The sequence below is a fragment of the Azoarcus sp. PA01 genome (genome assembly GCA_001274695.2).
GTDB lineage: Bacteria > Pseudomonadota > Gammaproteobacteria > Burkholderiales > Rhodocyclaceae > Aromatoleum.
This window is the reverse complement of the sequence record LARU01000002.1, coordinates 2,072,708-2,096,274: the sequence shown is the minus strand read 5'-3', so window position 1 is coordinate 2,096,274 and position 23,567 is coordinate 2,072,708. Positions and strand designations below refer to the sequence as shown.

20 protein-coding genes are annotated in these 23,567 nt (G+C 68.4%); 8 read left to right on the top strand and 12 right to left on the bottom strand.

The annotated features are described in order from the left end of the window. The first annotated feature begins 21 nt into the window (after positions 1 to 21). The 3 genes from ruvA to PA01_10695 are packed head-to-tail and all read left to right on the top strand — an operon-like array spanning position 22 to position 2,104. Entirely contained in the window at positions 22 to 621 is a 600-nt protein-coding gene (ruvA, locus tag PA01_10705; protein ID KON82001.1) for a Holliday junction branch migration protein RuvA, read from the top strand. 55 nt (positions 622 to 676) lie between these two features. Beyond that, entirely contained in the window at positions 677 to 1,738 is a 1,062-nt protein-coding gene (gene ruvB / locus PA01_10700; GenBank protein ID KON82000.1) for a Holliday junction branch migration DNA helicase RuvB, read from the top strand. A 9-nt stretch (positions 1,739 to 1,747) separates the two neighbouring features. Next, positions 1,748 to 2,104, top strand: coding sequence for a hypothetical protein (locus tag PA01_10695; protein ID KON81999.1), 357 nt, complete (start codon positions 1,748 to 1,750; stop codon positions 2,102 to 2,104). Here PA01_10695 and PA01_10690 read toward each other — a convergent pair. From PA01_10690 to PA01_10665, 6 genes are all read right to left on the bottom strand, one after another. Then, the gene (locus PA01_10690; protein KON81998.1) at positions 2,092 to 3,282 is read right to left on the bottom strand and encodes a class I SAM-dependent methyltransferase; all 1,191 of its coding nucleotides are present in this window, start codon (positions 3,280 to 3,282) and stop codon (positions 2,092 to 2,094) included. The two genes, PA01_10695 and PA01_10690, sit on opposite strands and share 13 nt — an antisense overlap. A 94-nt stretch (positions 3,283 to 3,376) precedes the next feature. Beyond that, positions 3,377 to 3,925 (bottom strand): hypothetical protein, encoded by a 549-nt coding sequence (locus PA01_10685; GenBank protein ID KON82447.2) that lies wholly within the window; start codon positions 3,923 to 3,925, stop codon positions 3,377 to 3,379. Between the two features lie 338 nt (positions 3,926 to 4,263). Next, positions 4,264 to 4,914 (bottom strand): DUF484 family protein, encoded by a 651-nt coding sequence (locus tag PA01_10680; protein ID KON81997.1) that lies wholly within the window; start codon positions 4,912 to 4,914, stop codon positions 4,264 to 4,266. Positions 4,915 to 4,993: 79 nt separating this feature from the next. Then, a complete protein-coding gene (gene dapF, locus PA01_10675) occupies positions 4,994 to 5,827 on the bottom strand; it encodes a diaminopimelate epimerase (GenBank protein ID KON81996.1) in 834 nt (277 codons plus the stop codon). A gap of 99 nt (positions 5,828 to 5,926) precedes the next feature. Next, a complete protein-coding gene (locus PA01_10670) occupies positions 5,927 to 6,814 on the bottom strand; it encodes a lipid A biosynthesis acyltransferase (protein KON81995.1) in 888 nt (295 codons plus the stop codon). Then, positions 6,808 to 7,680: a lysophospholipid acyltransferase family protein gene (locus PA01_10665; GenBank protein ID KON81994.1), complete on the bottom strand. Its 873-nt coding sequence runs from the start codon at positions 7,678 to 7,680 to the stop codon at positions 6,808 to 6,810. The genes PA01_10670 and PA01_10665 overlap by 7 nt, the downstream gene beginning before the upstream one ends. 289 nt (positions 7,681 to 7,969) lie before the next feature. Here PA01_10665 and metK point away from each other — a divergent pair, with 289 nt between their 5' ends. The 5 genes from metK to PA01_10640 all read left to right on the top strand — a co-directional run bounded on the left by metK (position 7,970) and on the right by PA01_10640 (position 15,463). After that, positions 7,970 to 9,136, top strand: a complete 1,167-nt coding sequence (metK, locus tag PA01_10660; GenBank protein ID KON81993.1) for a methionine adenosyltransferase — start codon at positions 7,970 to 7,972, stop codon at positions 9,134 to 9,136. Between the two features lie 297 nt (positions 9,137 to 9,433). Next, positions 9,434 to 11,569 (top strand): TonB-dependent siderophore receptor, encoded by a 2,136-nt coding sequence (locus PA01_10655; GenBank protein ID KON81992.1) that lies wholly within the window; start codon positions 9,434 to 9,436, stop codon positions 11,567 to 11,569. Positions 11,570 to 11,672: 103 nt separating this feature from the next. Continuing rightward, positions 11,673 to 13,772 (top strand): TonB-dependent siderophore receptor, encoded by a 2,100-nt coding sequence (locus tag PA01_10650; protein ID KON81991.1) that lies wholly within the window; start codon positions 11,673 to 11,675, stop codon positions 13,770 to 13,772. A gap of 37 nt (positions 13,773 to 13,809) precedes the next feature. Continuing rightward, complete coding sequence (locus PA01_10645; GenBank protein KON81990.1) at positions 13,810 to 14,451, top strand: PepSY-associated TM helix domain-containing protein; 642 nt, start codon at positions 13,810 to 13,812, stop codon at positions 14,449 to 14,451. A 100-nt stretch (positions 14,452 to 14,551) separates the two neighbouring features. After that, on the top strand, positions 14,552 to 15,463 hold the full coding sequence (locus PA01_10640) for a hypothetical protein (GenBank protein ID KON81989.1): 912 nt from the start codon (positions 14,552 to 14,554) through the stop codon (positions 15,461 to 15,463). A gap of 27 nt (positions 15,464 to 15,490) precedes the next feature. Here the strand turns inward: PA01_10640 and PA01_10635 are convergent, their stop codons facing one another. From PA01_10635 to PA01_10610, 6 genes are all read right to left on the bottom strand, one after another. Further along, a complete protein-coding gene (locus PA01_10635) occupies positions 15,491 to 15,817 on the bottom strand; it encodes a hypothetical protein (protein ID KON82446.2) in 327 nt (108 codons plus the stop codon). Between the two features lie 34 nt (positions 15,818 to 15,851). After that, positions 15,852 to 16,307, bottom strand: coding sequence for a DUF411 domain-containing protein (locus PA01_10630; protein KON81988.1), 456 nt, complete (start codon positions 16,305 to 16,307; stop codon positions 15,852 to 15,854). A 149-nt stretch (positions 16,308 to 16,456) separates the two neighbouring features. After that, positions 16,457 to 18,577 (bottom strand): YgiQ family radical SAM protein, encoded by a 2,121-nt coding sequence (locus PA01_10625; protein KON81987.1) that lies wholly within the window; start codon positions 18,575 to 18,577, stop codon positions 16,457 to 16,459. 118 nt (positions 18,578 to 18,695) lie between these two features. Beyond that, on the bottom strand, positions 18,696 to 19,106 hold the full coding sequence (locus tag PA01_10620; protein KON81986.1) for a DUF2784 domain-containing protein: 411 nt from the start codon (positions 19,104 to 19,106) through the stop codon (positions 18,696 to 18,698). 31 nt (positions 19,107 to 19,137) lie between these two features. Next, the gene (locus PA01_10615; GenBank protein ID KON81985.1) at positions 19,138 to 22,290 is read right to left on the bottom strand and encodes an efflux RND transporter permease subunit; all 3,153 of its coding nucleotides are present in this window, start codon (positions 22,288 to 22,290) and stop codon (positions 19,138 to 19,140) included. Further along, positions 22,287 to 23,315, bottom strand: a complete 1,029-nt coding sequence (locus PA01_10610; protein ID KON81984.1) for an efflux RND transporter periplasmic adaptor subunit — start codon at positions 23,313 to 23,315, stop codon at positions 22,287 to 22,289. Before PA01_10610 ends, PA01_10615 begins: the two co-directional genes overlap by 4 nt. Positions 23,316 to 23,567 lie beyond the last annotated feature (252 nt).

The following is a 23,567-nucleotide window of genomic DNA, read 5'->3' as shown; positions in this document are numbered from 1 at the left end:
CAGACCTCCGGACCACCACTCATGATCGGACGCATCACCGGCATCCTGCTGGAAAAGAACCCGCCGCAGATCGTCGTCGACACGCACGGCGTCGGCTACGAAATCGACGTGCCGATGAGCACGTTCTACGGCCTGCCGGCGACCGGCGAGTCGCTGTCGCTGTTCACGCATCTGGCGATCCGCGAGGACGGCCATTTCCTGTACGGCTTCGCGAGCGCCGACGAACGCGCCGCATTCCGCCAGCTGCTGAAAGTGTCCGGCATCGGCGCGCGCACCGCGCTGTCGGTGCTCTCGGGGCTATCGGTCGGCGATCTCGCGCAGGCGGTCGCGCTGCAGGAAACCGGCCGCCTCGTGAAGATTCCCGGCATCGGCAAGAAAACCGCCGAGCGGCTGCTGCTCGAACTGCGCGACAAGCTCGGCCGGGCGCTGCCCGGGCTCGGCGCGAGCACCGTTCCAGGCGCCGCAACGCACCCTGCGGACAGCCGCAGCGACATCCTCAACGCGCTGCTCGCGCTCGGCTACAACGACAAGGAAGCGCAATCGGCGCTGAAAGCGATCCCGCCCGAGACAGACGTCTCCGACGGCATCCGCCAGGCGCTGCGGCTGCTGTCGAAAGCCTGACGCCACGAGGGCACGCGAGTTTCGCGGCACGGGCGGCTCAGGCTAAACTCTCGCGATGATCGAAACCGACAAACTGCAGGCCCCGCGCGTGATTTCGGCGCAGGCCGCCGACCGCCACGAAGACGTCGTCGAGCGCGCGCTGCGGCCGAAGCGGCTCGCCGAATACGTCGGGCAGGCAAAGATCCGCGAACAGCTCGAGATCTTCATCCAGGCGGCGAAAACCCGCGGCGAGGCGCTCGACCACGTGCTGCTGTTCGGCCCGCCGGGACTGGGCAAGACGACGCTCGCGCACATCGTCGCTGCCGAGATGGGCGTGAACCTGCGCCAGACTTCGGGGCCGGTGCTCGAGCGCGCCGGAGATCTGGCCGCGCTGTTGACGAACCTCGAACCGCACGACGTGCTGTTCATCGACGAGATCCACCGCCTGTCGCCGGTCGTCGAGGAGATTCTCTATCCGGCGCTCGAGGACTTCCAGATCGACATCATGATCGGCGAAGGCCCGGCGGCGCGCTCGGTCAAGCTCGACCTGCCGCCTTTCACGCTGGTCGGCGCGACGACGCGCGCGGGAATGCTGACGAACCCGCTGCGCGACCGTTTCGGCATCGCGGCGCGGCTCGAGTTCTACACGCCGCAGGAGCTCGCGTACATCGTCGGGCGCTCCGCCGGCCTGCTCGACGTCGCGATCGACGACGCCGGAGCGGTCGAGATCGCGCGGCGCGCACGCGGCACGCCGCGGATCGCGAACCGGCTGCTGCGCCGCGTCCGCGATTATGCGCAGGTCAAAGCCGACGGCGACATCACTGCCACCGTCGCCGATGCCGCGCTGTTGATGCTCGACGTCGACCACCTCGGGCTCGACCTGATGGACCGCAAGCTGCTCGGCGCAATGCTCGAGAAGTTCGGCGGCGGCCCGGTCGGGCTCGACAACCTCGCCGCTGCAATCGGCGAATCGTCCGACACGATCGAGGACGTGCTCGAACCGTACCTGATCCAGCAGGGCTATCTGCAGCGCACGCCGCGCGGGCGCATCGCGAGCGTGTCGATCTGGCAGCATTTCGGCCTCGCCTTTCCCCGGCGCGCCGGCGACGAAAGCGCGGAGCTGTTCTCCACGCCCTGAGCGGTCGCGATGCGCACGTTCCAGGCCCTGGCGATCGTGCTGTGCGTGTTCGGCGCAATCCATCTGCTGCAGGGGCCGACGTTCTTCTGGCCCGATCGCTTCGATCCGTCGCGCGGCGTGCTGCTCGGCGGCCTGTCGTCGCAGCTGCTCGGTGCCGGTCTCGTCGTCGTCGCTGCGCTCGGCCTGATGGCGAGCCGGCAGGCGGGACGCGGCGACGGCCGCGCTGCGCCGCGCCGCTGGCAGCTGCACTATTTCCTGCTGATCGTGCTCGCGCTGGGTCTGGCCAGCGCCGCCTTCACGGCCGGCGAGCGCGGACCGAATCCGGACTGGCGCGCGCCCTCGGGCGAACGCGCTCAGCCGACCTGAAGCGCAAGTCCCTTGAGGTATTCGCCTTCAGGCACCGCAAGGCCGACCGGGTGATCGGCGGACGCGGACAGGCGATGCAGGATGCGCGCATCGACCGCGGCGTCGCTCGCCGCGCCGGCGACGATCTTCTGGAACAGTTCGAGGCCGATGCCGCCGGAGCAGGAATAGGTCATCAGGATGCCGCCAGGATTGAGCAGGCGAAAGCCGAACAGGTTGATGTCCTTGTACGCGCGCGCCGCGCGATCGGCGTGCGCCGCCGACGGGGCGAACTTCGGCGGATCGAGCACGATCAGGTCGAAACGCCGCCCTTCGCCTTTCAGCGCACGCAGCGCCTCGAACACGTCTGCCTGCAGCCATTCGGCGCGCGCCGCGTCGAGCTGCGGATTCATCGCCAGATTGCGCCGCCCCGCGTCGAGCGCCGGCGCGGACGAGTCGATCGACAGCACCGACGTCGCGCCGCCGGCCAGCGCCTGCAGCGAGAACCCGCCGGTGTAGCAGAAGCAGTTCAGCACGCTGCGCCCGGCCGCGAGCACACCCGTCAGGCGGCGATTGTCGCGCTGATCGAGATAGAAGCCCGTCTTGTGACCACCGATGACATCGACTTCCATGCGCACGCCGTTCTCGACGATCGTCAGCACGCCCTCCGGCAGCTCGCCATGCACGCAGCCGGTCCGGGGCCCGAGCCCTTCGAGGCCGCGCACGTCGGAATCGGAGCGCTCGTACACTGCCGTGCAGCCGGTCGCCTGCACCAGCCCGGCGATGACCGCGTCGCGCCATTTCTCGGCGCCGGCGCTCGTCAGCTGCATGACGACGACGTCGCCGAAGCGGTCCGCGATGATGCCGGGCAGACCGTCCGATTCGCCGTGGATCAGCCGCACCCCGCTCTCGCCGGCGAGCAGCGGATGCGTCGCCCGGCGGGCGACCGATTCGGCGACGCGACGCTTGAAGAAGGCATGATCGATCGTGATGTCGGCAGCGAACGACCACATCCGCGCGCGGATCTGCGATTCCGGCGACCATGCCGCGCGACCGAGGAAGCGGCCGTCAGCGGCGACGACGTCGACGGTGTCGCCCGGTCGCGCGCGCCCTTCGAGGCGAGCCACCGAGCCGGCAAAAACCCAGGGATGACGGCGCAGGAGCGAACGCTCCTTGCCGGGATTGAGGACGAGCTTGGACATCGGGAGGGGGACCGCAGGGAGATGAGTCAGGCGCGAGAGTGTAAGGCGAGCGGCGCCGCCTCACCAGCGTCCCCTCACCAGCGCCGCCGCAGCTTCAGGCTTTGCCGCGATTTGTCCGGCCCCGAGGGTGCCGCAGTTTGCGCACGCGATCCGCGGTTTCGAGGAACTCCGGCAGATCGCGCGAGCACAGGAGGTTGCCGAAATGCTTCAGCGCGCGCGGCGTGAGATACAGATGCCCGTTCTGCTGCTTGCGGATCCAGCCCAGTTCGACGAGGCGCCCGATCTTGCGCCGGACCGTCTCGCGCGGCAGGCCGGTCGCGGCCGCGATCGAATAGGCGTTGCACGGCCGCAGCCGCGACATATGCACTTCGTCGGATTCGCCCTCGACTTCGTCGGCCGTGAGGCGATCGCTTTCATCGTCGTGTTCGAGCGCGCCGATATTGTGCAGCGCGATCTCGCCGAGCAGGATCGGCAGCAGGATATCCCGCTCGAACTCCTCGAACAGGCGCCTGAGGCTGTGAACCTGGTAGCGGGCAAGCAGGATCGCCGCATTGCGCAGCAGCGAGACGCGGCTCTGCGCCGGCTCCTGGTCGGGGCTGTCGGGCGCATCGGCGCGAGGAGTTTCAGGATCAATATCTGGCATTGCTGCCTTGCTCCCATAGCCTGCAGCGTCGGGCCCGAGGGAAGATTTGTTAAGAGATGTTTCAGAATAGCTGAATAGCCGCGCGCGGGCTCGAACTTTGTTACCCGATTTGGGCAACGATTGTCTGGCAGGAGGCGCGAGCAGAAAGGTCGGTCGCGGCAGGGCAGCGCGTGGCGTTCGCGCCGGCGCCGCGAGGCTCATCGGTTCCTTGCGCGGCGAACGCCGCGTTGTGAACCTTGACCCGATGCAGAAGGGTGTGTAGGGAGGATGGCGAGCTGCAAAGGCTCGCACGACGGGCTGTTCCTGCGCCGCGGCCTCGCGGCCCGCGGCGCACACTTTCAGGCCAGCTGCCGTCGCAGCGCTGCCGCGACCAGGTCGCCGATGCGGGCGAGATACAGCGTTCCCATCCCGGGGTAGAAGCGTTCGGCCTCTTCGCTGCCGAGCGCGAGCAGGCCGAGCACCTGGTCGTCACGGCGCAGCGGCACCAGCGCCACCGAACGGATATGACTGGCGGCGGGGCCGAACCAGTCGATCACTTCGAGATTCGCCGGCGCGCCGCAATACGGGTGGCTCAGGTCGGCAGCGAAAAAGCGCAGCTCTTCAGTCACCGAAGAAAAGTCCTCGCCTTCGCGCGACTGCGCAGCGGCCCAAATGCGCAGCGCGACGTTCGGCACCGAGAAGTTGTCCCGCACGTTTTCGAGTAGCGCAAACCGCAGCGTGTCGTAGTCTTCGGCTTCGACCAGCGCCAGCGCCAGACGATGGACTTTTTCGCCGATCTCGTCGTTTTCCTCGCCGTAGCGAATCAGTTCGGCGAGCTTGCTTTCGAGCTGCCGGATCTTGTCGCGCAGCGCATGAAGCTGCCGCTCCGCCAGCGAGATCGCCTGCCCGCCATGCGGATGCGGAACGGTCAGTTGCGTGAACAGCTCGCCATGGTCGGCGAGAAAGTCGGGATGTTCCTTCAGATAGCGTGCGACATCGGCGGCATTCATGGAAAAGCTGCTCCCCGTGAGGCGCAGGCGCGCCTCCTCGTGTTCGTTGCAATCGGCGAAACCGCCCGGCCCAGCTCGCTCAGCCGACGTCGATTTCACCCGCGAAAACAGTCACGGCCGGGCCGGTCATCAGCACCGGCTGCCCCGGGCCGCCCCACGTGATGTCGAGCTCTCCGCCCCGCGTCTCGACGCGCACGGGCGACTGCGCAAGTTCGCGCAGGATCACGGTGACGACCGCCGCGCACGCGCCGGTGCCGCAAGCAAGGGTTTCTCCCGCACCGCGCTCGAACACCCGCAAGCGGATGCGGTGAGGGTCGACGACCTGCACGAAGCCGGCATTGACGCGTGCGGGAAAGCGCGGATGGCGTTCGATCAGCGCTCCGTGCGCGGCGACGGGTGCGGCGTCGATATCCGCGACGACCTGCACCGCGTGCGGGTTGCCCATCGACACCGCGGTGATCGCGACGCGCGCGTCGCCGACCTGCAACGGCTGGACGACGGCGTCCGAATCCGACACGAACGGCACGCGCGCGGGCTCGAGCACCGGCACGCCCATGTCGACGGTCACGAGACCATCGTCTTCGAGCTGCGGCGCGATGATGCCGGAGCGCGTCTCGACGCGGATGCGACGCTTCTCGGTGAGCCCCTGCTCATGCACGAACCGCACGAAACAGCGCGCGCCGTTGCCGCACTGCTCGACTTCGCCGCCATCGGCGTTGAAGATCCGGTAGCGGAAATCCACGTCCGGGCGGGTCGCTTTTTCGACCACCAGCAGCTGGTCGCAGCCGACGCCGAAATGGCGGTCGGCAAGATGGCGGACCTGCTCCGGGGTCAGGTGGACGGCTTGGCGGATGGCGTCGATGACGATGAAATCGTTGCCGAGGCCGTGCATTTTCGTAAAGCGCAGAAGCATGGGGGAAATCGCAGCTCGGGTGGATGCAGGGGGAGCGGTGGCTCGGCGAATTCTGGCCCAGCCGCCGCAGGACGTCCAGCGACAGCACGCGGCGCGCATTCAGTATGGCCGCGCCTCGCCCGGCGGGCGCGTCTTGAAGCGCCGGTGCACCCAGTAATACTGCTCGGGCATCGTCCGCACCGCGGCTTCGATCCAGCGGTTCATCAGTGCGGTATCCGCTTCGGCGTCCGTCGTCGGGAAATCCTGCCACGGCTCGCCGAACTCGACGACATAGCCCCGCCCGCCGGGCAGCATCCGCGTCACGCATGGCACGACCGCCGCGCCGGCGAGCCGCGCGAGCCGCGACAGCCCGGTGATCGTCGCCGCCGGCACGCCGAAGAACGGCACGAAAACCGCGTCCTTGCGGCCGTAGTCCATGTCGGGCAGATAGTAGAAAGGGCGGCCGGCCTTCATCGCCTTGACCGTGCCGCGCACGCCGTCCTGGCGCGACAGCAGGCGCTGGTCGCCGAAGCGGCTGCGGCCGTGGAACAGCCAGCGGTCGAACACCGGGTTGTTCTGCTGCGCGTAGATGCTGACCGAATCGAAATCCATCGCCACGCGCGAGCCGCCGGTGTCGAGGCCGACGAAGTGCGGCGCGAGCAGGATCACCGGCCGCCCCTCGTCGAGCAGCGCCCGGACCCGCTCGGCGCCGTCGAGCCGGACCAGGTTCATCAGCCGCCGCTGGCTCCCCCACCACAGCAGCCCGCGTTCGAGCAGGCTGCGCCCGAGCGCGCGAAAATGCGCCCGCGCAAGCCGGCGCCTCGCCGCGTCGTCGAGTTCGGGGAAGCACAAACGGAGGTTGACGGCGACGATATGCCGCCGCGAGCGCGCCAGCCGGTACAGCGTCTCGCCGACGGCCTGCCCGAGGAACGCCAGCACCGGCAGCGGCAGCCAGTGCAGCAGCCAGAACCCCGCGACCGCGGCGTGACTCGCAACGCGGCTCAGCATCGCGCATCCCCGGGCGGAAGCGGCACGCCCGACGGACGCTTGTAGCGGTTGTAGCCCCACAGGTACTGCGCCGGACACGCCAGCACGAGGCGCTCGATCTCGCGGTTGATTGCCGCGCAGCGCTCGTCGAGCGAACCGGTGATCGGCTCCACGGGTTCGGAAAGCCGCAGCACATAGCCTGCCCCGTGCGGCAGCCGCTCGGTCCACACCATCACCACCTTGACGCCTTTCACTTCGGACAGGCGCGCCGCGAGCGTCATCGTCCATGCCGGACGGCCGAAGAACGGCGCCCATACGCCTTCGCCTTCGGCCGGCGCCTGGTCCGGCAGCATGCCGACCATCTCGCCGCTGCGCAGCGCCTTCACGAGCCGGCGCACGCCGGACACATCGGCCGGGGCGACGCGGATCGCCCCGCGCGCGCGCCCCGCTTCCATCAGCGGGCGCAGCGCCGCCTTGCGCGGCGGGCGGAACAGCACCGTGATCGGTCCGTGCGTCGAACAATACTGCGCGCACATCTCGAAGCAGCCCAGATGCGCCGTCAGCAGCAGCACGCTGGCGCCCTCGGCCTGCGCGCGGGCGATCAGTTCCTGCCCTTCGACCCGCACGATGCAGGACAGCACTTCGTCCTGCGGCCGCAGCCACACGAACGGCAGCTCGAGCGCCTGCCGCCCGGCTTCGGCGACCGCCGCCTCACGCAGCGCGACGTCGCGACGGCCGGTCGCCTGGGCGAGATTGTCCTCGAGGCGGCGCCGGTATGACGGCGAACAGCGCCAGATGGCCCAGCCGGCCCAGCCGCCGAGCCGATGCAGCCATGACAGCGGCAGGCCGGCGAGAATGCGGAATGACAGATTGACGAGGAAGGTCACGCGAAGAGGTCACATCGAGGAGAGCATCGGCGCCGGTCAAATCGGCCCAGGCCCGGACGGATACGGGCCCGGACGCCCGCGCCGGACCCGCGAATTTGACCGCCGGATCACAAAGCATATAATTATCGCCCAGCCGCCGAGTTAATACGACAACTTGCAGGGCGGCGCCGCGAACGCACCTAACCGGTCACGGCACACAAGTACTGCTAAAGCGTCGCCTGCTCGACGAAATCCCCGGAGCCGGCCACGCCGGACAGCTTTGGGGATTTTTCGTTTTCAGGAGCAGTGCATGAGCAGGGAATACCTTTTCACCTCGGAATCGGTGTCCGAAGGCCATCCCGACAAGGTCGCCGACCAGGTTTCCGACGGCATCCTCGACGCGATCCTCGCCGACGACCCGCATGCGCGCGTCGCATGCGAAACCCTGGTATCGACGGGCCTCGTCGTCATCTCGGGCGAGATCACGACGAGCGCGCACCCGAACTACAAGGAGATCGCGCAGGACGTCATCCGTCGCATCGGCTACGACGACTCGGCGATCGGCTTCGACTACAAGTCGTGCGCGATCCTCACCGCGATCAACCGCCAGTCGTCCGACATCGCACAGGGCGTCAACGAAGGCGAAGGCCTCGACCTCGACCAGGGCGCGGGCGACCAGGGCCTGATGTTCGGCTATGCGTGCAACGAGACGCCGTCGCTGATGCCGCTGCCGATCTACTATGCGCACCGCATCATGCAGCGCCAGTCCGAGCTGAGGAAGGACGGCCGGCTCGCGTGGCTGCGTCCGGACGCGAAGAGCCAGCTGACGGTGAAATATGTCGACGGCAAGCCGGTCGCGATCGACACCGTGGTCGTGTCGACGCAGCACAGCCCCGAAGTCTCGCACGCGCAGATCACCGAACTCGTCGTCGAGGAGATCATCAAGCCGGTGCTGCCGAAAGAGCTGATGCAGGGCGAAGTGCGCTACCTGATCAACCCGACCGGGCGCTTCGTCATCGGCGGCCCGCACGGCGACTGCGGCCTGACCGGGCGCAAGATCATCGTCGACACCTACGGCGGCGCAGCGCACCACGGCGGCGGCGCGTTCTCCGGCAAGGACCCGTCGAAAGTCGACCGCTCGGCCGCGTACGCCGGGCGCTGGGTCGCGAAGAACATCGTCGCCGCGGGCCTCGCCGAGCGCTGCGAAGTGCAGGTCGCCTATGCGATCGGCGTCGCCAGGCCGGTGTCGCTGATGGTCGAGACTTTCGGCACCGGCAAAGTCAGCGACGAGCGCATCGTCGAGCTGATCGGCGCGCACTTCGACCTGCGCCCGAAAGCGATCATCCAGGAGCTCAACCTGCTGCGCCCGATCTACGGCAAGACCGCCGCGTACGGCCACTTCGGCCGCGACGAGCCCGAATTCACGTGGGAAGCGACCGACAAGGCCGCGGCGCTGCGCGCCGACGCAGGCCTTTAAGCCGCTTCGCTGCAACGCGGTTGACAGTCGCTGCGGGGGCGCGATGCTGCGCTCCCGCTCTCCCGCTCTCCCGCTTTCCCGCTTTCCCGCTTTCCCGCTTTCCCGCTTTCCCCCTTTCCCCCTTTCCCCCTTTCCCGCTCTACCGGGCGCCCTTGCGCGGAAATCCTGCACGAACCCGTACAACAATAATATTGATTCGCATTAACATATAGAAATACAATTCTCCCTCTTCGCAGCCAGCCATTCCGCCTTTTCCGGCCGGATCGCCAGCCAACAACGCTTCCGACCGGAGTTCCGATGCATCTTCGCACCCTCGGCGCGGCGATCGCCGCCGCCCTGCCCGCGCTCGCGACGGCCCAGCACACCCCCCAGACCACGCTGCCGACCGTCACCGTCACCGACCAGGTCGGTGCCACTTTGTCGTACAACCCGCTGGTGTCGTCGTCCGCGACGAAAGGTACCGCGCCGCTGCGTGACATCCCGCAGACCGTCAACGTCGTCGGCCCCGAGCTGATCGCCGACCAGGGGGTGCGCTCGCTGACCGAAGCGCTGCAGAACGTTCCCGGGGTGACGCTGAATATGGGCGACGGCCAGCGCGACCAGGTCGCGATCCGCGGCTTCACCGCGATCGGCGACAATTTCCTCGACGGCGTGCGCGACGATGCGCTGTATTACCGCGACCTGTCGAACACCGAACGCATCGAAGTCATCAAGGGCCCGGCGGCGGTGCTATATGGGCGCGGTTCGTCCGGCGGCATCATCAACCGCGTCAGCAAGCTGCCGACGAAACAGGCGATCCGCGACATCACCGTCCAGTTCGACAGCGAAGGCGAAAAGCGCGCGAGCTTCGACCTCGGCGGCGGACTCGGCGACGCCGGCCACAGCTTCCGGCTGACCGGGGCGTTCGAGGACTCGACCGGTTTTCGCGACGAGTCCTTCCTGAAGCGCGAAGCGATCGCGCCGTCGCTCTCGCTCCACCTCGGCGAGAACACGAGCCTGCTGCTGCAGGTCGCGCATAACCGCGACCGGCGCCCGACCGACTTCGGCATTCCCGACAACAACGGCCGCCCGCTCGACGTCGATCACGACACGTATTACGGCTCGGGCGACGCCGAGCGCGACGACACCACCGCTGCGACGATGGACACCGCGACGGCGACGCTCGCGCACCGCATCAACGCCGACTGGTCGCTGCGCAACGTGCTGCGCTATTACGACTTCGAGCTCGACCGCGACAACACCCTGTACCGCTCGAACAGCCCCTACACGCTGGTCAACGGCGAGCTCTTCATGCAGCGCACGCACGGCCACGTCGTCCGCAACGAGGACGGCTGGTTCAACCAGTTCGAACTGACCCAGAAACTCGCGCTCGGCGGCGTGCAGCACACGCTGCTGTACGGTCTCGAGCTCGGCAGCCAGGAAAAGCGCCTCGACATCGACAACTGGATCGGCATCGACACCGTTCCGCTGTTCAATCCGGGCGGCGCGATCCCGCCGTACAGGAGCGTCGCACCGAACTCGCGCACGATCGATAACGTCACGACGCAGGACAGCGCCGCCGTGTACGTGCAGGACCAGATCGCGTTCGGCGAGCACTGGAAAGCGCTGCTCGGCGTGCGCTACGACGACTACCGGCAGGAAACCACCGAGCCCGGCAAGCCCGACTTCGAGCGCACCGATCGCGAATGGAGCCCGCGCGCCGGGCTCGTGTGGCAGCCGGACGCGATGCAGTCGTACTACGCGTCGGTGTCGCGCTCGTTCCAGCCGTCGGGCGAACAGTTCCAGCTCAACGCGTCGAACGTCGACAGCGAGCCGGAAATCTCGACGAACTACGAGATCGGCGCGAAATGGGACCTCCTCGGCGGCGCGCTGTCTGCGGGCGCGTCGGTGTTCCAGCTCGTGCGTACCGACATGAAGATCACCGAGCCGGTGTCGCGCACGACGATCAATGCCGGCGAACAGCGCACGAACGGCCTCGAGCTGTCGCTTTCCGGGCGGCCGGCCCAGGGGTGGCAAATCCACGCAGGCTATGCGTTCCTCGATACCGAGATCGTCAAATCGACGGCGAGCGGCGGCGCGAACTTCGGCACGACGCGGATCACCGCGCCGTTCGAAGGCAAGGATGCGCCGCTGACGCCGCGCCACAGCGCATCGCTGTGGGTGATGCGCGAACTGGGCCTGGGCTGGCGCCTCGGCGGCGGCGTCCGTGCGCAGTCGTCGCAATACGCGTCGCCCGACAACCTCGTGCGCCTGCCCGGCTTCGCGGTGGTCGACGCTGCGCTGCTGTACCGCAGCCGCGCCTACGACCTCGCGTTCAACCTCAAGAACGTGTTCGACCGCGAGTACTGGGCGTCCGCACACGGCAGCGTCAACGGGCTGAACCAGCCGGGCGCGCCACGCACGCTGCAGGCGACCGCGACCTACCGTTTCTGACTTCCGGCTCTCCTGCGCCGACCCGCCGGCCCGGGTTTCCGGCCGGCGCGGCGCTGTCGGCCGCTTTGCGACTTTCCCTTCCACTCCTCTCGAGGTTTCCGCAATGCGCCTCAAAACCCTTGCCCGCCTGATCCCCGCCGCCGCGCTGCTCGCCGCGCATGGCCCCCTCCTCGCCGCCGACCAGCAGCTCGAAGCGGTCGAAGTCTTCGCGAGCGATTCCGCCTGGCGCGCCGGCAGCATCGGCGTGGGTACTTTCCGCGACACCCCGGCGAAAGAGGTGCCGATGACGGTGAACATCGTCGATCGCGACCTTCTCGATGCGCAGCAGGCCAACAGCCTGTACGAGGCGATGAAGAACACTGCGGGCGTCACCCGCGCGCAGCTCGGGGCCACTGCCTACGACAACCTGTCGATCCGCGGGCTGCTGGTCGACAACCGCTCCAGCTATCGCCTCAACGGCGGCCTGCCGATCGTGAACCTGATCGACCTGCCGCTCGAGAACAAGGAGCGCGTCGAAGTGCTCAAGGGCGTCGGCGGCCTGTACTACGGCTTCGTGCCGCCTTCCGGAATCATCAACCTGGTCACGAAGCGTGCCGGCAGCACGCCGGTCAGCGCAGTCCAGCTGTCGACCGATGACAACGGCAGTGCGGTGGTCGGCCTCGACGTCGGCCGGCGCTTCGGCTCGGACGGCCAGTTCGGCGCACGCGTGAACATCGTCGGCGGCGAACTCGAAAGCGCGGTCGAAGATGCCGACGGCGACCGGCGCCTAGTCGCCGGTGCGTTCGACTGGAGCGTGACCGATCGCTGGCTGCTCAAGCTCGACGTCGAGGACATCGCCAAGGACGTCGTCGAGCAGTCGAGCATCCTCGCGCTGCGGCCCGTCAACGGCAAGATCCCGCTGCCGCGCATCCCGAACCCCGAGAAGCTCATCGCGCCCGACTGGGCGAACTACGACGCCGAAGAGCAGAACGTTCAACTGCGCAGCGACTTCGCGCTCAACGACAACTGGATCTGGACGGTGGAAACCGGACGTTCCCGGCTCGAGCGCGACCGCAACTTCTCGCAGATGATCAACTACGACGTGGCGACCGGCGAAGGCACGCTGCAGATCTTCCGCGGCCAGGATCAGGAGTTCATCAACCGCAACGCGCGCACCGAGCTCGCCGGCCGGTTCGAGACCGGGACGGTGAGACACGACTTCACCATCGGTTATTCCCGCAACATCCTCAGCACGTCGCTCGGCAACACCGTCACGGTCAACGTCGCACAGAATCTCTACAATCCGCGCGACATCCCCGAAACCGCAGTGACCCATGGCCCGAACGCGCGCCACTCCGAGACCCATGACCGCGGCTGGTACGTCTTCGACCGCGCGGCGCTCGGCGACTGGCTGCTGATCGCCGGCGCGCGCGGCAGCGAGTTCGAGTTCGAGCATGCCACGGACAACCGCCAGGACTACACCAAGCGCGAGGTCAGCCCGACCGTCGCTGCGGTTTGGAAGCTCACGCCCGCAACGAACCTCTATGCCGGCTACCTCGAAGGCATGGAGGACGGCGGCATCGCGCGTCCTGCCGCCCTCAACGCCGGCACATCGCTCGAACCGCTGGTGACGCGCCAATGGGAAGGCGGCATCAAGACCGATTGGGGCGGCGTGCAGACCAACGCAGCAGTGTTCCGGATCGAGCGGCCGATGAACGGCGAGATCAACAACATCTACCAGCGCCTCGGCGAGGCCCGCCTGCGCGGCGTCGAACTGTCGGCCGGCGGCCAGATCTCGCCGCGCTGGGGCATTTTCTCGTCGATGCAATGGATCGACGCGGAGTTCACCAAGGCCGAGAACGACCAGAGCATCGTCGGCAACCGCCCGGCCAACACGCCCGAAGTCACGGCGAGCCTCTTCGTCGAGCATCGCCTCGCGGCGGTCCCGGGCCTCGCGCTGTCCGCGGGGGCTTACTACACCGGCGAGCGCGAAGTGAATCCGCAGAACCAGGCCGAAGTCGATGCCTACACCCGTTACGACGTCGGCGCCCGCTACCGTACCAAAGTCGCCAGCAACCAGCTCGACCTCGTGGCGACCGTCGAGAACGTGACCGACAAGCGCTACTGGGCGGCTGCCGGCGACAGCAAGGTAAACTCGAACAGCGCGCTCCTTGCGGTCGGCATGCCGCGCACGCTGCGGCTGTCCGCGAAACTCTCGTTCTGATCCCTTCTGACCGGTCCCTGTTGCCAGAGAGGCTTTCGTGATCCACCTTCATCCCCGCCCGGCGACGCAGCGCGGCAACGTGCAAAAGTGGCTGCGCCGTGTCCACGCGTGGTTCGGCCTCGCGATCGCGGCGATGCTACTGCTGTTCGCGGTGACCGGCTTCCTGCTGAACCACCGCGCCGTGATGAAGATTCCGGCGCTCGACCGCCAGGAGGTGACGCAGATATTGCCGCTCGAAGCCGGACCCGCCGATCCGCACGCGCTCGCCGCGGCGCTCGCGCCGGCGCTCGGCATCGAAGCCGGGGCGCTGAAGCCGCGCATCGAGCCCCCTCGCGCCGTCAGCTGGGGGGACGGCGAACTGCGCCAGCCCGAGCGCTGGACGCTGCGCGCCGACACTCCTTCCGAGACGGTGCAGGTCGAATACTGGCTCGGCAGCGGCCAAGCCGAAGTGAAGCGCACGAAGCCGAACCTGTGGCTGTATCTGGCCCGCCTACACATGTCGATCGGCACCGGACCGGCGTGGATCCTGCTGTCCGACGCGGCCGCGCTCGGCCTCGCGTTCCTCGGCCTGTCCGGCTTCTGGTTATGGGGACGGCTGCACGGCTCGCGCCGGCGTCTCACGCTGCTCGCGAGCGGCGGGCTCGCGCTCGCCGGCACGCTCGCCTGGCTTGCCGGGTAGGGCCGGATTTTTTTCTTGCATTGCAGCAAATCGCCGCCCGCATCGCGCCAAAACCTGAGAGAATCGCACCCCCGCCGCCGCCCGACCGCCCTTCCCAGCCGTGATCGTCCGCCCCCGTCCGCACTGGATGCGTTTGCTTTTCGTTCGCCGCGGGTCGCTCGTTTCCCGCATCCTGCCGCAGCAGCTGTTCATCTTCGCGCTGTCGTGCGGCGTCGTGCTGATGCACGGCCAGCTTTTCCACTTCAAGGTGACGCTCAACGCGAACCCGTTCTCGCTGATGGGGGTCGCGCTCGCGATCTTTCTCGGCTTTCGCATCAACGCGAGCTATGACCGCTACTGGGAAGCGCGCAAGCTGTGGGGCGACGTGCTCGTCGAGACGCGCAACCTCGCGCGGCAGGCCCTGACGCTGACGGCCCGCAACGTCGAGAGCCGTCCGTTCGTGCTCGGCCTCATCGGCTTCGCCGCGGCGATGCGCAACCAGCTGCGCCATCAGCCGCGCGACGCCGACCTGCTCGGTCTGCTTCCCGCAGTCGTCATCGAGCGCGCACGCAGCGCGCGCTCGGCGCCGGCGCTGGTGTTGCTGTGGCTCGGCCAATGGCTGCGCGAGCGCCGCGAAGCGGGGCAACTCGACATCATGCTCGCGCAGCAGATGGAGCAGTCGCTGAACGGGCTGTCGTCGTCGCTCGGCGGCTGCGAGCGCATCGCCAATACCCCGTTGCCCTTCACCTATACGGTGATCCTGCACCGCAGCGCGTATGTTTATTGCGCGTTGCTGCCGTTCGGGCTGGTCGATTCGATCGGCCTCATGACGCCGCTGGTCGTGAGCTTCGTGTCCTACACGTTCTTCGCGCTCGAAGCGCTCAGCGACGAGATCGAAGAGCCTTTCGGCACGATGGCGAACGATCTCGCGCTCGACGCGCTCGTCGCCGGCGTCAATGCGAGCCTGCGCGAGATGCTCGGCGAAGAGCCGCCGCCGCTGCCTGTCCCCGACGAGAACTTCCTGCTCGCGTAACGCGCAAGCGCTGCGCCCGCGCCCCGGTCACCGCCCGCCGCAGGGGTGCCGGTCCGCGCCGCAGCGGTGGAAATCGCCGAGCGGCCGGTTGAAGGTGTACTCGAGCGGCTTGCCGACGAGCTCGCGTGCCGCGTCGGAAGCCGAGCCGGTCGGCGCGGTAAACGGCAACGAAACGATGAAAGCGGCGATCCCGACCACCGAACCGACGAAAGTCAGCGGTCGCACGAGGACGAGGTCGACGATCATGCCGCTCCCGCGGTCGCCCAGCACGGCGTCATCGGCCTCGGCGAACGCCGGTGTTGGCGACCACGAAAGAACGCCCGCCGCCACGCTCGCGATAAACAGTTTTTTCATGATTGGGCTCCCTGATGGACTCCGACTGCCGGCGTCAGTGTGACGCGAATGTCCGGTGCTTGCCGTCCGCATCGAAGCTGACGACGTCGTAGCGTTCGGCAGGATACGGTCCTTCCATGCCCGGCGAGCCGGCCGGCATTCCCGGCGCCGCGATGCCGGCCACTTTCGGCTTTTCAGTGAGCAGGCGCCGCACGTCGGCCGCAGGCACGTGCCCTTCGACGACGTAGCCGCCGACTTTCGCGGTGTGGCACGAAGCGAGCGCCTGCGGCACGCCCGCTTCGCGCTTGACGGCGCTCATCGCGGTGCTGCGCACCTCCTTCACGGCGAATCCGCTCGCGCGCATGTGCTCGGCCCACTTGCCGCAGCAGCCGCAATTCGGATCCTTGTACATGACGACTTCCTCGCCCGCTGCAAAGACGGGGCCGCCCGCGAATGCAGCGACCAGCCCGAGGGCGGAAACAAGACGGAGGAAAGCGGGACGGGTGTTCATATCGACTCCTGTTGCAAAAAATGAACCATTTCGGGCGCCGCGACCATTGCCGTAAAGGTTTCACGACCACCGCGCCGTTGCCGGGCCATTGTCTGCAGCGGTACTTCGGTCTGCCTTGAGCGGCAACAAATGCGACGGACCTGGCGATGTCAGGCGCGGGCTTTGCGCCGGTTCGCCGATGCTGCAGCCGCCCCCCCACCGCTGCCGTTGCGGGCCGGCGCCTTGCGGCACTCGCCGCGACCGGCACGCGCCGCAGTACGACCTCCCGAGCGCTCGACGGCGAGCGGCACGCCCGGCTGATGCCGCGGCACGAGGCAATTCGGCCCGCTGCCGATCAGTTCGGCGCGGCCCATCGCCAGGAGCGCTTCGCGGATCAGCGGCCAGTTCTCCGGGTCGTGCCAGCGCAGCAGCGCCTTGTGCAGCTTCCTGAGCTTGCCGGCGCGCGCGGTTTCGACGACTTCCGAGTCCGCCGATACCTTGCGCAGCGGATTCCTGCGGCTGTGGTACATCGTCGTCGCCATCGCCATCGGCGTCGGCATGAACGTCTGCACCTGGTCGGGCCTGAAGCCGTTCTTCTTCAGCCACAGCGCGAGGTTCAGCATGTCCTCGTCGGTCGTGCCCGGATGCGCGGCGATGAAGTACGGCACGAGGTGCTGCTTCTTGCCGGCTTCGCGCGAGTATTTCTCGAACATCGCGGCGAACTTCTCGTACGTGCCGATGCCGGGCTTCATCATCTTCGACAGCGGCCCTTCCTCGGTATGCTCGGGCGCGATTTTCAGCAGGCCGCTGACGTGGTGCGTCACGAGTTCCCTGACGTACTCGGGCGAGCGCACCGCGAGGTCGTAGCGAAGCCCCGAGCCGATCGTCACGCGCTTGACGCCCGGAATCGCACGCGCCTTGCGGTACAGCGAGATCAGCGGCGCGTGGTCGGTCTTGAGGTTCTCGCAGATCCCCGGATAGACGCACGACAGCCGCCGGCACGAAGACTCGGTCGCAGGATCGCGGCACGCCATGCGGTACATGTTCGCGGTCGGCCCCCCGAGGTCGGTGATGTGCCCCTTGAAGTCCGGCGTCCGGTCGCGGATCTCCTCGATCTCATGCAGGATCGATGCTTCCGAGCGGCTCTGGATGATGCGGCCTTCGTGCTCGGTGATCGAGCAGAACGTGCAGCCGCCGAAGCAGCCGCGCATGATGTTGATCGAGAACTTGATCATGTCCCACGCCGGGATGCGCGCGTCGCCGTACGCCGGATGCGGCCGGCGCGCGTACGGCAGGCCGAAGACGAAGTCCATCTCGGGCGTCGTGAGCGGCAGCGGCGGCGGGTTGAGCCACACGTCGCGCCGCCCCGGCCCGTCGCCGTGCGCCTGCACGAGCGCGCGCGCGTTGCCCGGGTTCGATTCGAGGTGGAACACGCGCGAGGCGTGCGCGTACATCACCGGGTCGGCGGCGACCGTCTCGTACGACGGCAGGCGCACGACGGTCCGACCGCGTGCCTGCCGCCGCGCCGCGGCGCGTTCCGCGGCGGGGACGATGCGCACCGGCTGCGCGCCGGTTTCGCGGGCCGCCGCAGGCTTTTCGGGCTCGATCGCGTACGGGTCGGGATGCGGTTCGACACGGCCCGGGCGGTCGAGCGCGGTCGAGTCCTGCTCGGTCCAGTCGGCCTCCGGCAACCAGCCCAGCCGGACGAGGAACGCGGTGCCGCGCAGGTCGCGGATCGCCTCGATCGGCTCCCCGTCGGCGAGGCGGTGCGCGAGCGCGACCAGCGCGCGCTCCGCGTTGCCGAACAGCAGCAGGTCGGCTTTCGAGTCCGCGAGCACCGAACGACGCACCTTGTCCGACCAGTAGTCGTAATGTGCGATGCGGCGCAGCGACGCTTCGATGCTGCCGATGACGACATTCACACCGGGGAAAGCTTCGCGCGCGCGCTGCGCGTAGACCGTCACCGCGCGGTCGGGCCGGCGACCGGCTTCGGCGCCGGGCGTATAGGCGTCTTCCGAGCGGATCTTGCGCTCGGCGGTGTAGCGGTTGATCAGCGAATCCATGTTGCCCGCGGTGATGCCGAAGAACAGCCGCGGGCGTCCCAGCGCGCGGAACGGCTCGGCGCTTTTCCAGTCCGGCTGGCTGATGATGCCGACGCGAAAGCCTTGCGCTTCGAGCAGCCGCCCGACGAGTGCCATGCCGAAGCTCGGGTGGTCGAGGTACGCGTCGCCGGTGACGAGGACGACATCGCACTCGTCCCAGCCGAGCGCGCGCATCTCGGCACGCGACATCGGCAGGAACGGAGCGGGGCTCGCCGCGGGGCGGGCGCGGGCGCGGGCGAAAATGCTGGGGACGGGAGCAGGCATGGTGGCGGGCATTGTACTGGGACGCCCCGAGCCGTGCTTCGGTTCAATCGCCGGTGCCCGGCCTGGCATCCGCTGCGTTTCGCGCCGCCCGTCGCTGCCTGCACCGACGCCATAGCATCGCGTAGAACACCGCATTGACGGCCAGCACGAAGACGCCGAGCATCGTGCCGATCGCCGGCGTCAGCCCCGCGGGATAGATCAGCGGCAACAGGTAATGCTCGATGAAACCGCCCGCGTAGCCCGCTTCGCCCGCGGCGCGGCGCAACGCGTTCTCGAGCGGCGTCAGCGGGCACACGCCGCCGATCAGCTCGATTCCCGCCCCCCACGCGACCACCGGCAGGTGCAGCCACGCGAGGCGCGGCCAGCGCAGCACCAGCGCACCGCCGGCGACGACGAACACGATGAACGCGAAATGGACCAGGACGACGAAATCGGCAGCGAAACTCGCGAGCATCGGCTTCTCCGGCAAGTGCCGCTCCGCTCGCTCAGTGCGCCGAGCGGAGCGGCGCGACGCGGGCGACGGGAACGCCGCGGTCCGGCCGCGACCGTCCCATCGCGAGACGGTAGATCAGCGGGATCGCGAACAGGGTCAGCAAAGTCGAGAACCCGAGCCCCCACACGATGCTCGCCGCGACCGGCCCCCACATCAGCGACTTGCCGCCGAGGCCGATCGCGAGGGAGACCAGCCCGCCGATCGTCGTCGACGACGTGATCAGCACCGGCACGACGCGCCGTCGCCCGGCGTAGATCGCCGCGTGCTCGACGCTCATGCCGGCGGCGCGGCGCTCGTTCGCCGCGTCGATCAGCACGATCGCCGAATTGACCGCGATGCCAGCAAGCGCGATGACGCCGTACATCGTATACAGCGACAACGGGTTGCCCGACACGAGCAGGCCGAGCACGACGCCGGTGAAGGCAAGCGGCACGGTCACGAGGATCATGAACGGTTGCCAGTAGCTGCGGAACTGCGTCGCGAGGATCAGGTAGATCAGGCCGACGCCCAGCGAGAACAGCGCTGCCATCGAATCTAGGCTTTCCTGAATGTCGTCGAGTTCGCCCGAGAAATCGAGCTCGACATTGGGGAAGCGCGGCTGCAGCTCGGCCCAAGCTGCCTTCAGGCGGTTGTTCGCCGTCAGCGTGTCGATCTTCTCCTGGTCGAGGCCGGCTTCGACGGTGATCGCGCGCGTGAGCTGGTAATGGCGGATGTAGCCTTTCGCGATCCGCGGCTCGGCGTCGACGAGCGAGCCAAGCTGGACGCTGCGTCGCGCGCCGCTGCCGTCTTCCGCATCGGCCGTGAGCGGCACCGGGCGCTGCAGCAGTTCGGTGACGTCGGTCAGCGATTCCGGCTGCGCGCGCACGATCACTTCGACTTTCTCGCCCTCGTCGCGAGTCGTCGCGACGACTTCGCCTTCGCCATACAAGCGCAGCAGCCGCGCGACCTCTCCCGGTGCGACCCCGGCGCGCGCGAGCTTCTCGCGGTTCAGCGTCAGCCGCAGCTCCGGGCGTCCCGGCACGTCGTCATCGGTGATGTCGCGCACACCGGGGATCTTCGCGACTTCGCCGAGCAGCGCGTCGGTCGCCGCGCGCAGCTCGCCGTAATCGTCGGCCTTGACCTTGACGCTGATCGGGCGCGCGGTCGGCGGCCCGCCTTTGAGTTCGAGGAACGAGAACTTCGCCTCGCCCTGCAAAGCCCGGACCGGATCGTGCACCGCTGCGATCACTTCGGCGGTATCGCGCAACTCGCCGCGGCGCGGCTGCAGCGACACGATCACCTGCCCGTACTGGTCGCCATACAGCGGCTCGGTCTCGGTGAACTTGATCCCGGCATAGGCAGTGATCGAGCGGACTTCCGCCGGATCGAGCGTCCTGCGCAGCACCGCGGCGGCGCGCTCCGCCTCCTCGAGCGTGCGCTCGAGCGGGACGCCGGCGGGCATGTCGGCGCTGACGTAGAACAGTCGGATCGGATCGAACGCGAAGAACTGGATCTTCACGAGCCCGCCGGCGAGCGCGCCGGCCGCGCCGGCCATGACGAGCAGCAGCACCGCGAGCGCGGTCTTCGGCCGCCGCATCACCGCGACCAGCGCGCGCGAGTACTTCACCCGCAGCCAGTGCGTGAAGCGCTCGCGCCGCGCCTGCATGCGGCTGCGCCGGCGGCCGAAATCGGGGCGCAGCAGCAGGATGTGCGCCGGCATCATCCAGAACGCTTCGGCGAGGCTGACGAGCAGCGCGCAGGTGACGACGAACGGCACGAGGAACATGAACGAGCCGAGGATGCCCGGCAACAGCATCAGCGGCAGGAACGCCGCGATCGTCGTCAGCACCGACGAGATCACCGGCAACGCGACTTCGGCGACGCCTTCGGTCACCGCGTGGTGCACCGGCTCGCCGCGCTGCAGCCGGTAATAGATCGCCTCGACGATCACCACTGCGTCGTCGACGAGCATACCGAGCGCAATGACGACGCCGAGCAGCACCGTCAGGTTCAGAGTCGAACCGATCAGGTCGACGAGCAGGAACGTGCCGGCGAGGGCGAACGGCACACCGAGTCCGACCAGCAGCGCGAGCCGCGAGCCGAGGAACACCCAGCACAGGCCGAGCACCAGCACCAGGCCGAGCAGCGCGTTCGACTCCATGACGCCGATCGCGGCGCGCGTCGCATGCGTCTGGTCGTCGATCATCACGAGCTGCACGCCCTGCCCGAACAGCAGTGGATTGCGCTCGGCGACGAAGCGGTTAAGGCGGTCGACGAGCTCCAGCGTGTTGCTGCCGGCCTCCTTCGTGATCGACAGCATCACCGCCGGCTGGCCGTTGTAGCTGACAAGCTGGCCGGTGCGCTCGTGCCCGCGCGCGACGGCCGCGACTTCGCCGAGCGCGACGCGCCCGGCAGAGGTGATGACGGCCGCCTGGGCGAGCACGTCCGGATCGGGCGTCTTGCCTTCGAGGCGCACGAGCCATTCGCGGTCCTGCACCCGGATGCGCCCGCCGAGCGTGTTGCGAAACCACGCCGCCACGCTGTCCGACAGGTCGAGCGGCGACAACCCGACGGCGGCGACCCGTTCCGGATCGAAATCGACGTGCAGTTCCGGTTCGTCGAAGCCGGCGGCGATCACCTGGTCGATGTCGGCGAAGCGTTCCAGATCCTTCCGAATGCCGAACGCCGCGCTACGCAGGCGCTCGCCGCCGCCCGCGCCATACAGCACGAGGATCGCGGTCGGAAAGCCGTTCGACGACGTGATCTCGATGATCTCGGGCTCGGTCGCCTCCGGCGGCAGCTCGGCGTCGGCCTTGTTCTGCACTTCGCGGCGCAGGTCGTTGATGCGCCGGTCGAACTGGCGCCCGCTGATTTCCTCGAAGCGCACGAGGATCGACGAGACGCCTTCGCGGCTCGACGACGACACGAACTTGATGTCCTTGACCTGCTCGATCGCGTCTTCGAGCGGCCCGGTCAGCTCGCGCTCGATGTCCTCCGCGGAGGCGCCCGGCAGCGCGGTGATGATGCTGACCCAGTTGAAATTGACTTCCGGGTCCTGCGCGCGCGGCATCGTCAGGTACGTCACGATGCCGCCGAGCAGCACCAGCGCGAACGCGATGTTCGCGAGCGGGTGGTTGCCGATCAGGCGGCGGTACCAGCCCGTCATGCCCCCTCGCCCCCGCCGGTTGCAGGCGCGCGCTCGTCCTGTGGAGCGCCGCCGAGACCGATCGAAAACCGGCCGTCGTCGACGATTCGCGTGTCCGGCGTCCAGTTCACCGCGACCGGCCGTCCGACCTGCGCGTCCGGCAGCTCGATGAAGACCGCACGTCCGCCGCGCTCGACGTAGGCCCCGAGCGCCCCGTCGCGTTGCTGCACGTAGCCGGCCGGAAGATGCGGCGTCGCCCCGGTCCATCTGACTTCACCGGCAAGCCCCGGCGGCAGCGGCCTCGTCGACGAGAACACCGCGTTGCGCGCCTGCCCCGCCGCCTCGACGACCGCCGACACGCGCAGCAGCGTGAGCCGGCTCGTCGTGTCGCCGGCGACGAACTGCCACTTTCCGGCGGCGCGCAGCGATTCGATCTGCGCCGTCGGCACCCGCGCACGCACTTCGCTGTCCGCGCTCGCCGACAGCACCAGCAGCGGCGTGCCCGGCACGGCGAGGTCGCCGACGCTCGCGAGGCGCTCGCGCACGACGCCGGCGAACGGCGCGCGGATCGTCGTGCGCGCGAGCTGCAGGCGTGCCGCGGCGACGCCCTGGCGCGTCGCGGCGAGTTCGCTTTTCAGCACCGCGAGTTCGGTTTCCCTGATCCTGAGCGCATCCGCGCTGATGAATCCTTTCGCAGCGAGGGCGCGTGCCTGGTCGAGCTGCGCCTCGGCGAGCTTGACGCGATCGCCGACCAGGCGGCTCTGCGCCGCGGCGCGCTCCACTTCGATGCGGTACGCGGCAGCGTCGATGCGCGCGAGCTCGACGCCTTTCGCGACCGCCTGCCCGACGCGCGTCGGCAGGCTCTCGATGCGGCCGGAAACTTCCGCCGCGATGCGCGCCTCGTCGACCGCCACGACGTGCGCCGACGCGCGGTATTCGGGATACACGGCGATTTCGGACAACGGCCGGGTCGACCATTCGGCAGCCGTCGCAACGCCGGGCCACAGCGCGGAGAGCATCACGGCAAGGCACACGAAACGCATCATGCGGAATATTCCCGTTCAGTAAAAGCACGCCACCGCAGCCGCCAACGATGCGCGTCGCAGCGACACAAATCGCGCAGTGTGCCACGCTCGCCCAGTGCGCGCGCGGCGAGCATGCCGGTGCGGCCCGCCGACACTGCCGCAGGCCTCTGCTATGCTGCCGCTGGCATGAAACGCGCTCATCGCCGGCCTGAAAATCCCTCGCCCGCCATCGCGGCGGCGCTTGCTACGATCGCTGTGCCCTGATCGCTCACC

Coding starts and splice junctions, on each gene's coding strand:
- PA01_10690 (KON81998.1), bottom strand. CDS start 3,282: ATGTCCAAGCTCGTCCTCAATCCCGGCAAGGAGCGTTCGCTCCTGCGC.
- dapF (KON81996.1), bottom strand. CDS start 5,827: ATGCTTCTGCGCTTTACGAAAATGCACGGCCTCGGCAACGATTTCATC.
- PA01_10635 (KON82446.2), bottom strand. CDS start 15,817: ATGAAAAAACTGTTTATCGCGAGCGTGGCGGCGGGCGTTCTTTCGTGG.
- PA01_10620 (KON81986.1), bottom strand. CDS start 19,106: ATGCTCGCGAGTTTCGCTGCCGATTTCGTCGTCCTGGTCCATTTCGCG.
- PA01_10655 (KON81992.1), top strand. CDS start 9,434: ATGCATCTTCGCACCCTCGGCGCGGCGATCGCCGCCGCCCTGCCCGCG.
- ruvB (KON82000.1), top strand. CDS start 677: ATGATCGAAACCGACAAACTGCAGGCCCCGCGCGTGATTTCGGCGCAG.
- PA01_10680 (KON81997.1), bottom strand. CDS start 4,914: ATGAATGCCGCCGATGTCGCACGCTATCTGAAGGAACATCCCGACTTT.
- PA01_10615 (KON81985.1), bottom strand. CDS start 22,290: ATGACGGGCTGGTACCGCCGCCTGATCGGCAACCACCCGCTCGCGAAC.
- PA01_10650 (KON81991.1), top strand. CDS start 11,673: ATGCGCCTCAAAACCCTTGCCCGCCTGATCCCCGCCGCCGCGCTGCTC.
- PA01_10670 (KON81995.1), bottom strand. CDS start 6,814: ATGCTGAGCCGCGTTGCGAGTCACGCCGCGGTCGCGGGGTTCTGGCTG.
- PA01_10685 (KON82447.2), bottom strand. CDS start 3,925: ATGCCAGATATTGATCCTGAAACTCCTCGCGCCGATGCGCCCGACAGC.
- PA01_10630 (KON81988.1), bottom strand. CDS start 16,307: ATGAACACCCGTCCCGCTTTCCTCCGTCTTGTTTCCGCCCTCGGGCTG.
- ruvA (KON82001.1), top strand. CDS start 22: ATGATCGGACGCATCACCGGCATCCTGCTGGAAAAGAACCCGCCGCAG.
- metK (KON81993.1), top strand. CDS start 7,970: ATGAGCAGGGAATACCTTTTCACCTCGGAATCGGTGTCCGAAGGCCAT.
- PA01_10625 (KON81987.1), bottom strand. CDS start 18,577: ATGTCGCGTGCCGAGATGCGCGCGCTCGGCTGGGACGAGTGCGATGTC.
- PA01_10695 (KON81999.1), top strand. CDS start 1,748: ATGCGCACGTTCCAGGCCCTGGCGATCGTGCTGTGCGTGTTCGGCGCA.
- PA01_10610 (KON81984.1), bottom strand. CDS start 23,315: ATGATGCGTTTCGTGTGCCTTGCCGTGATGCTCTCCGCGCTGTGGCCC.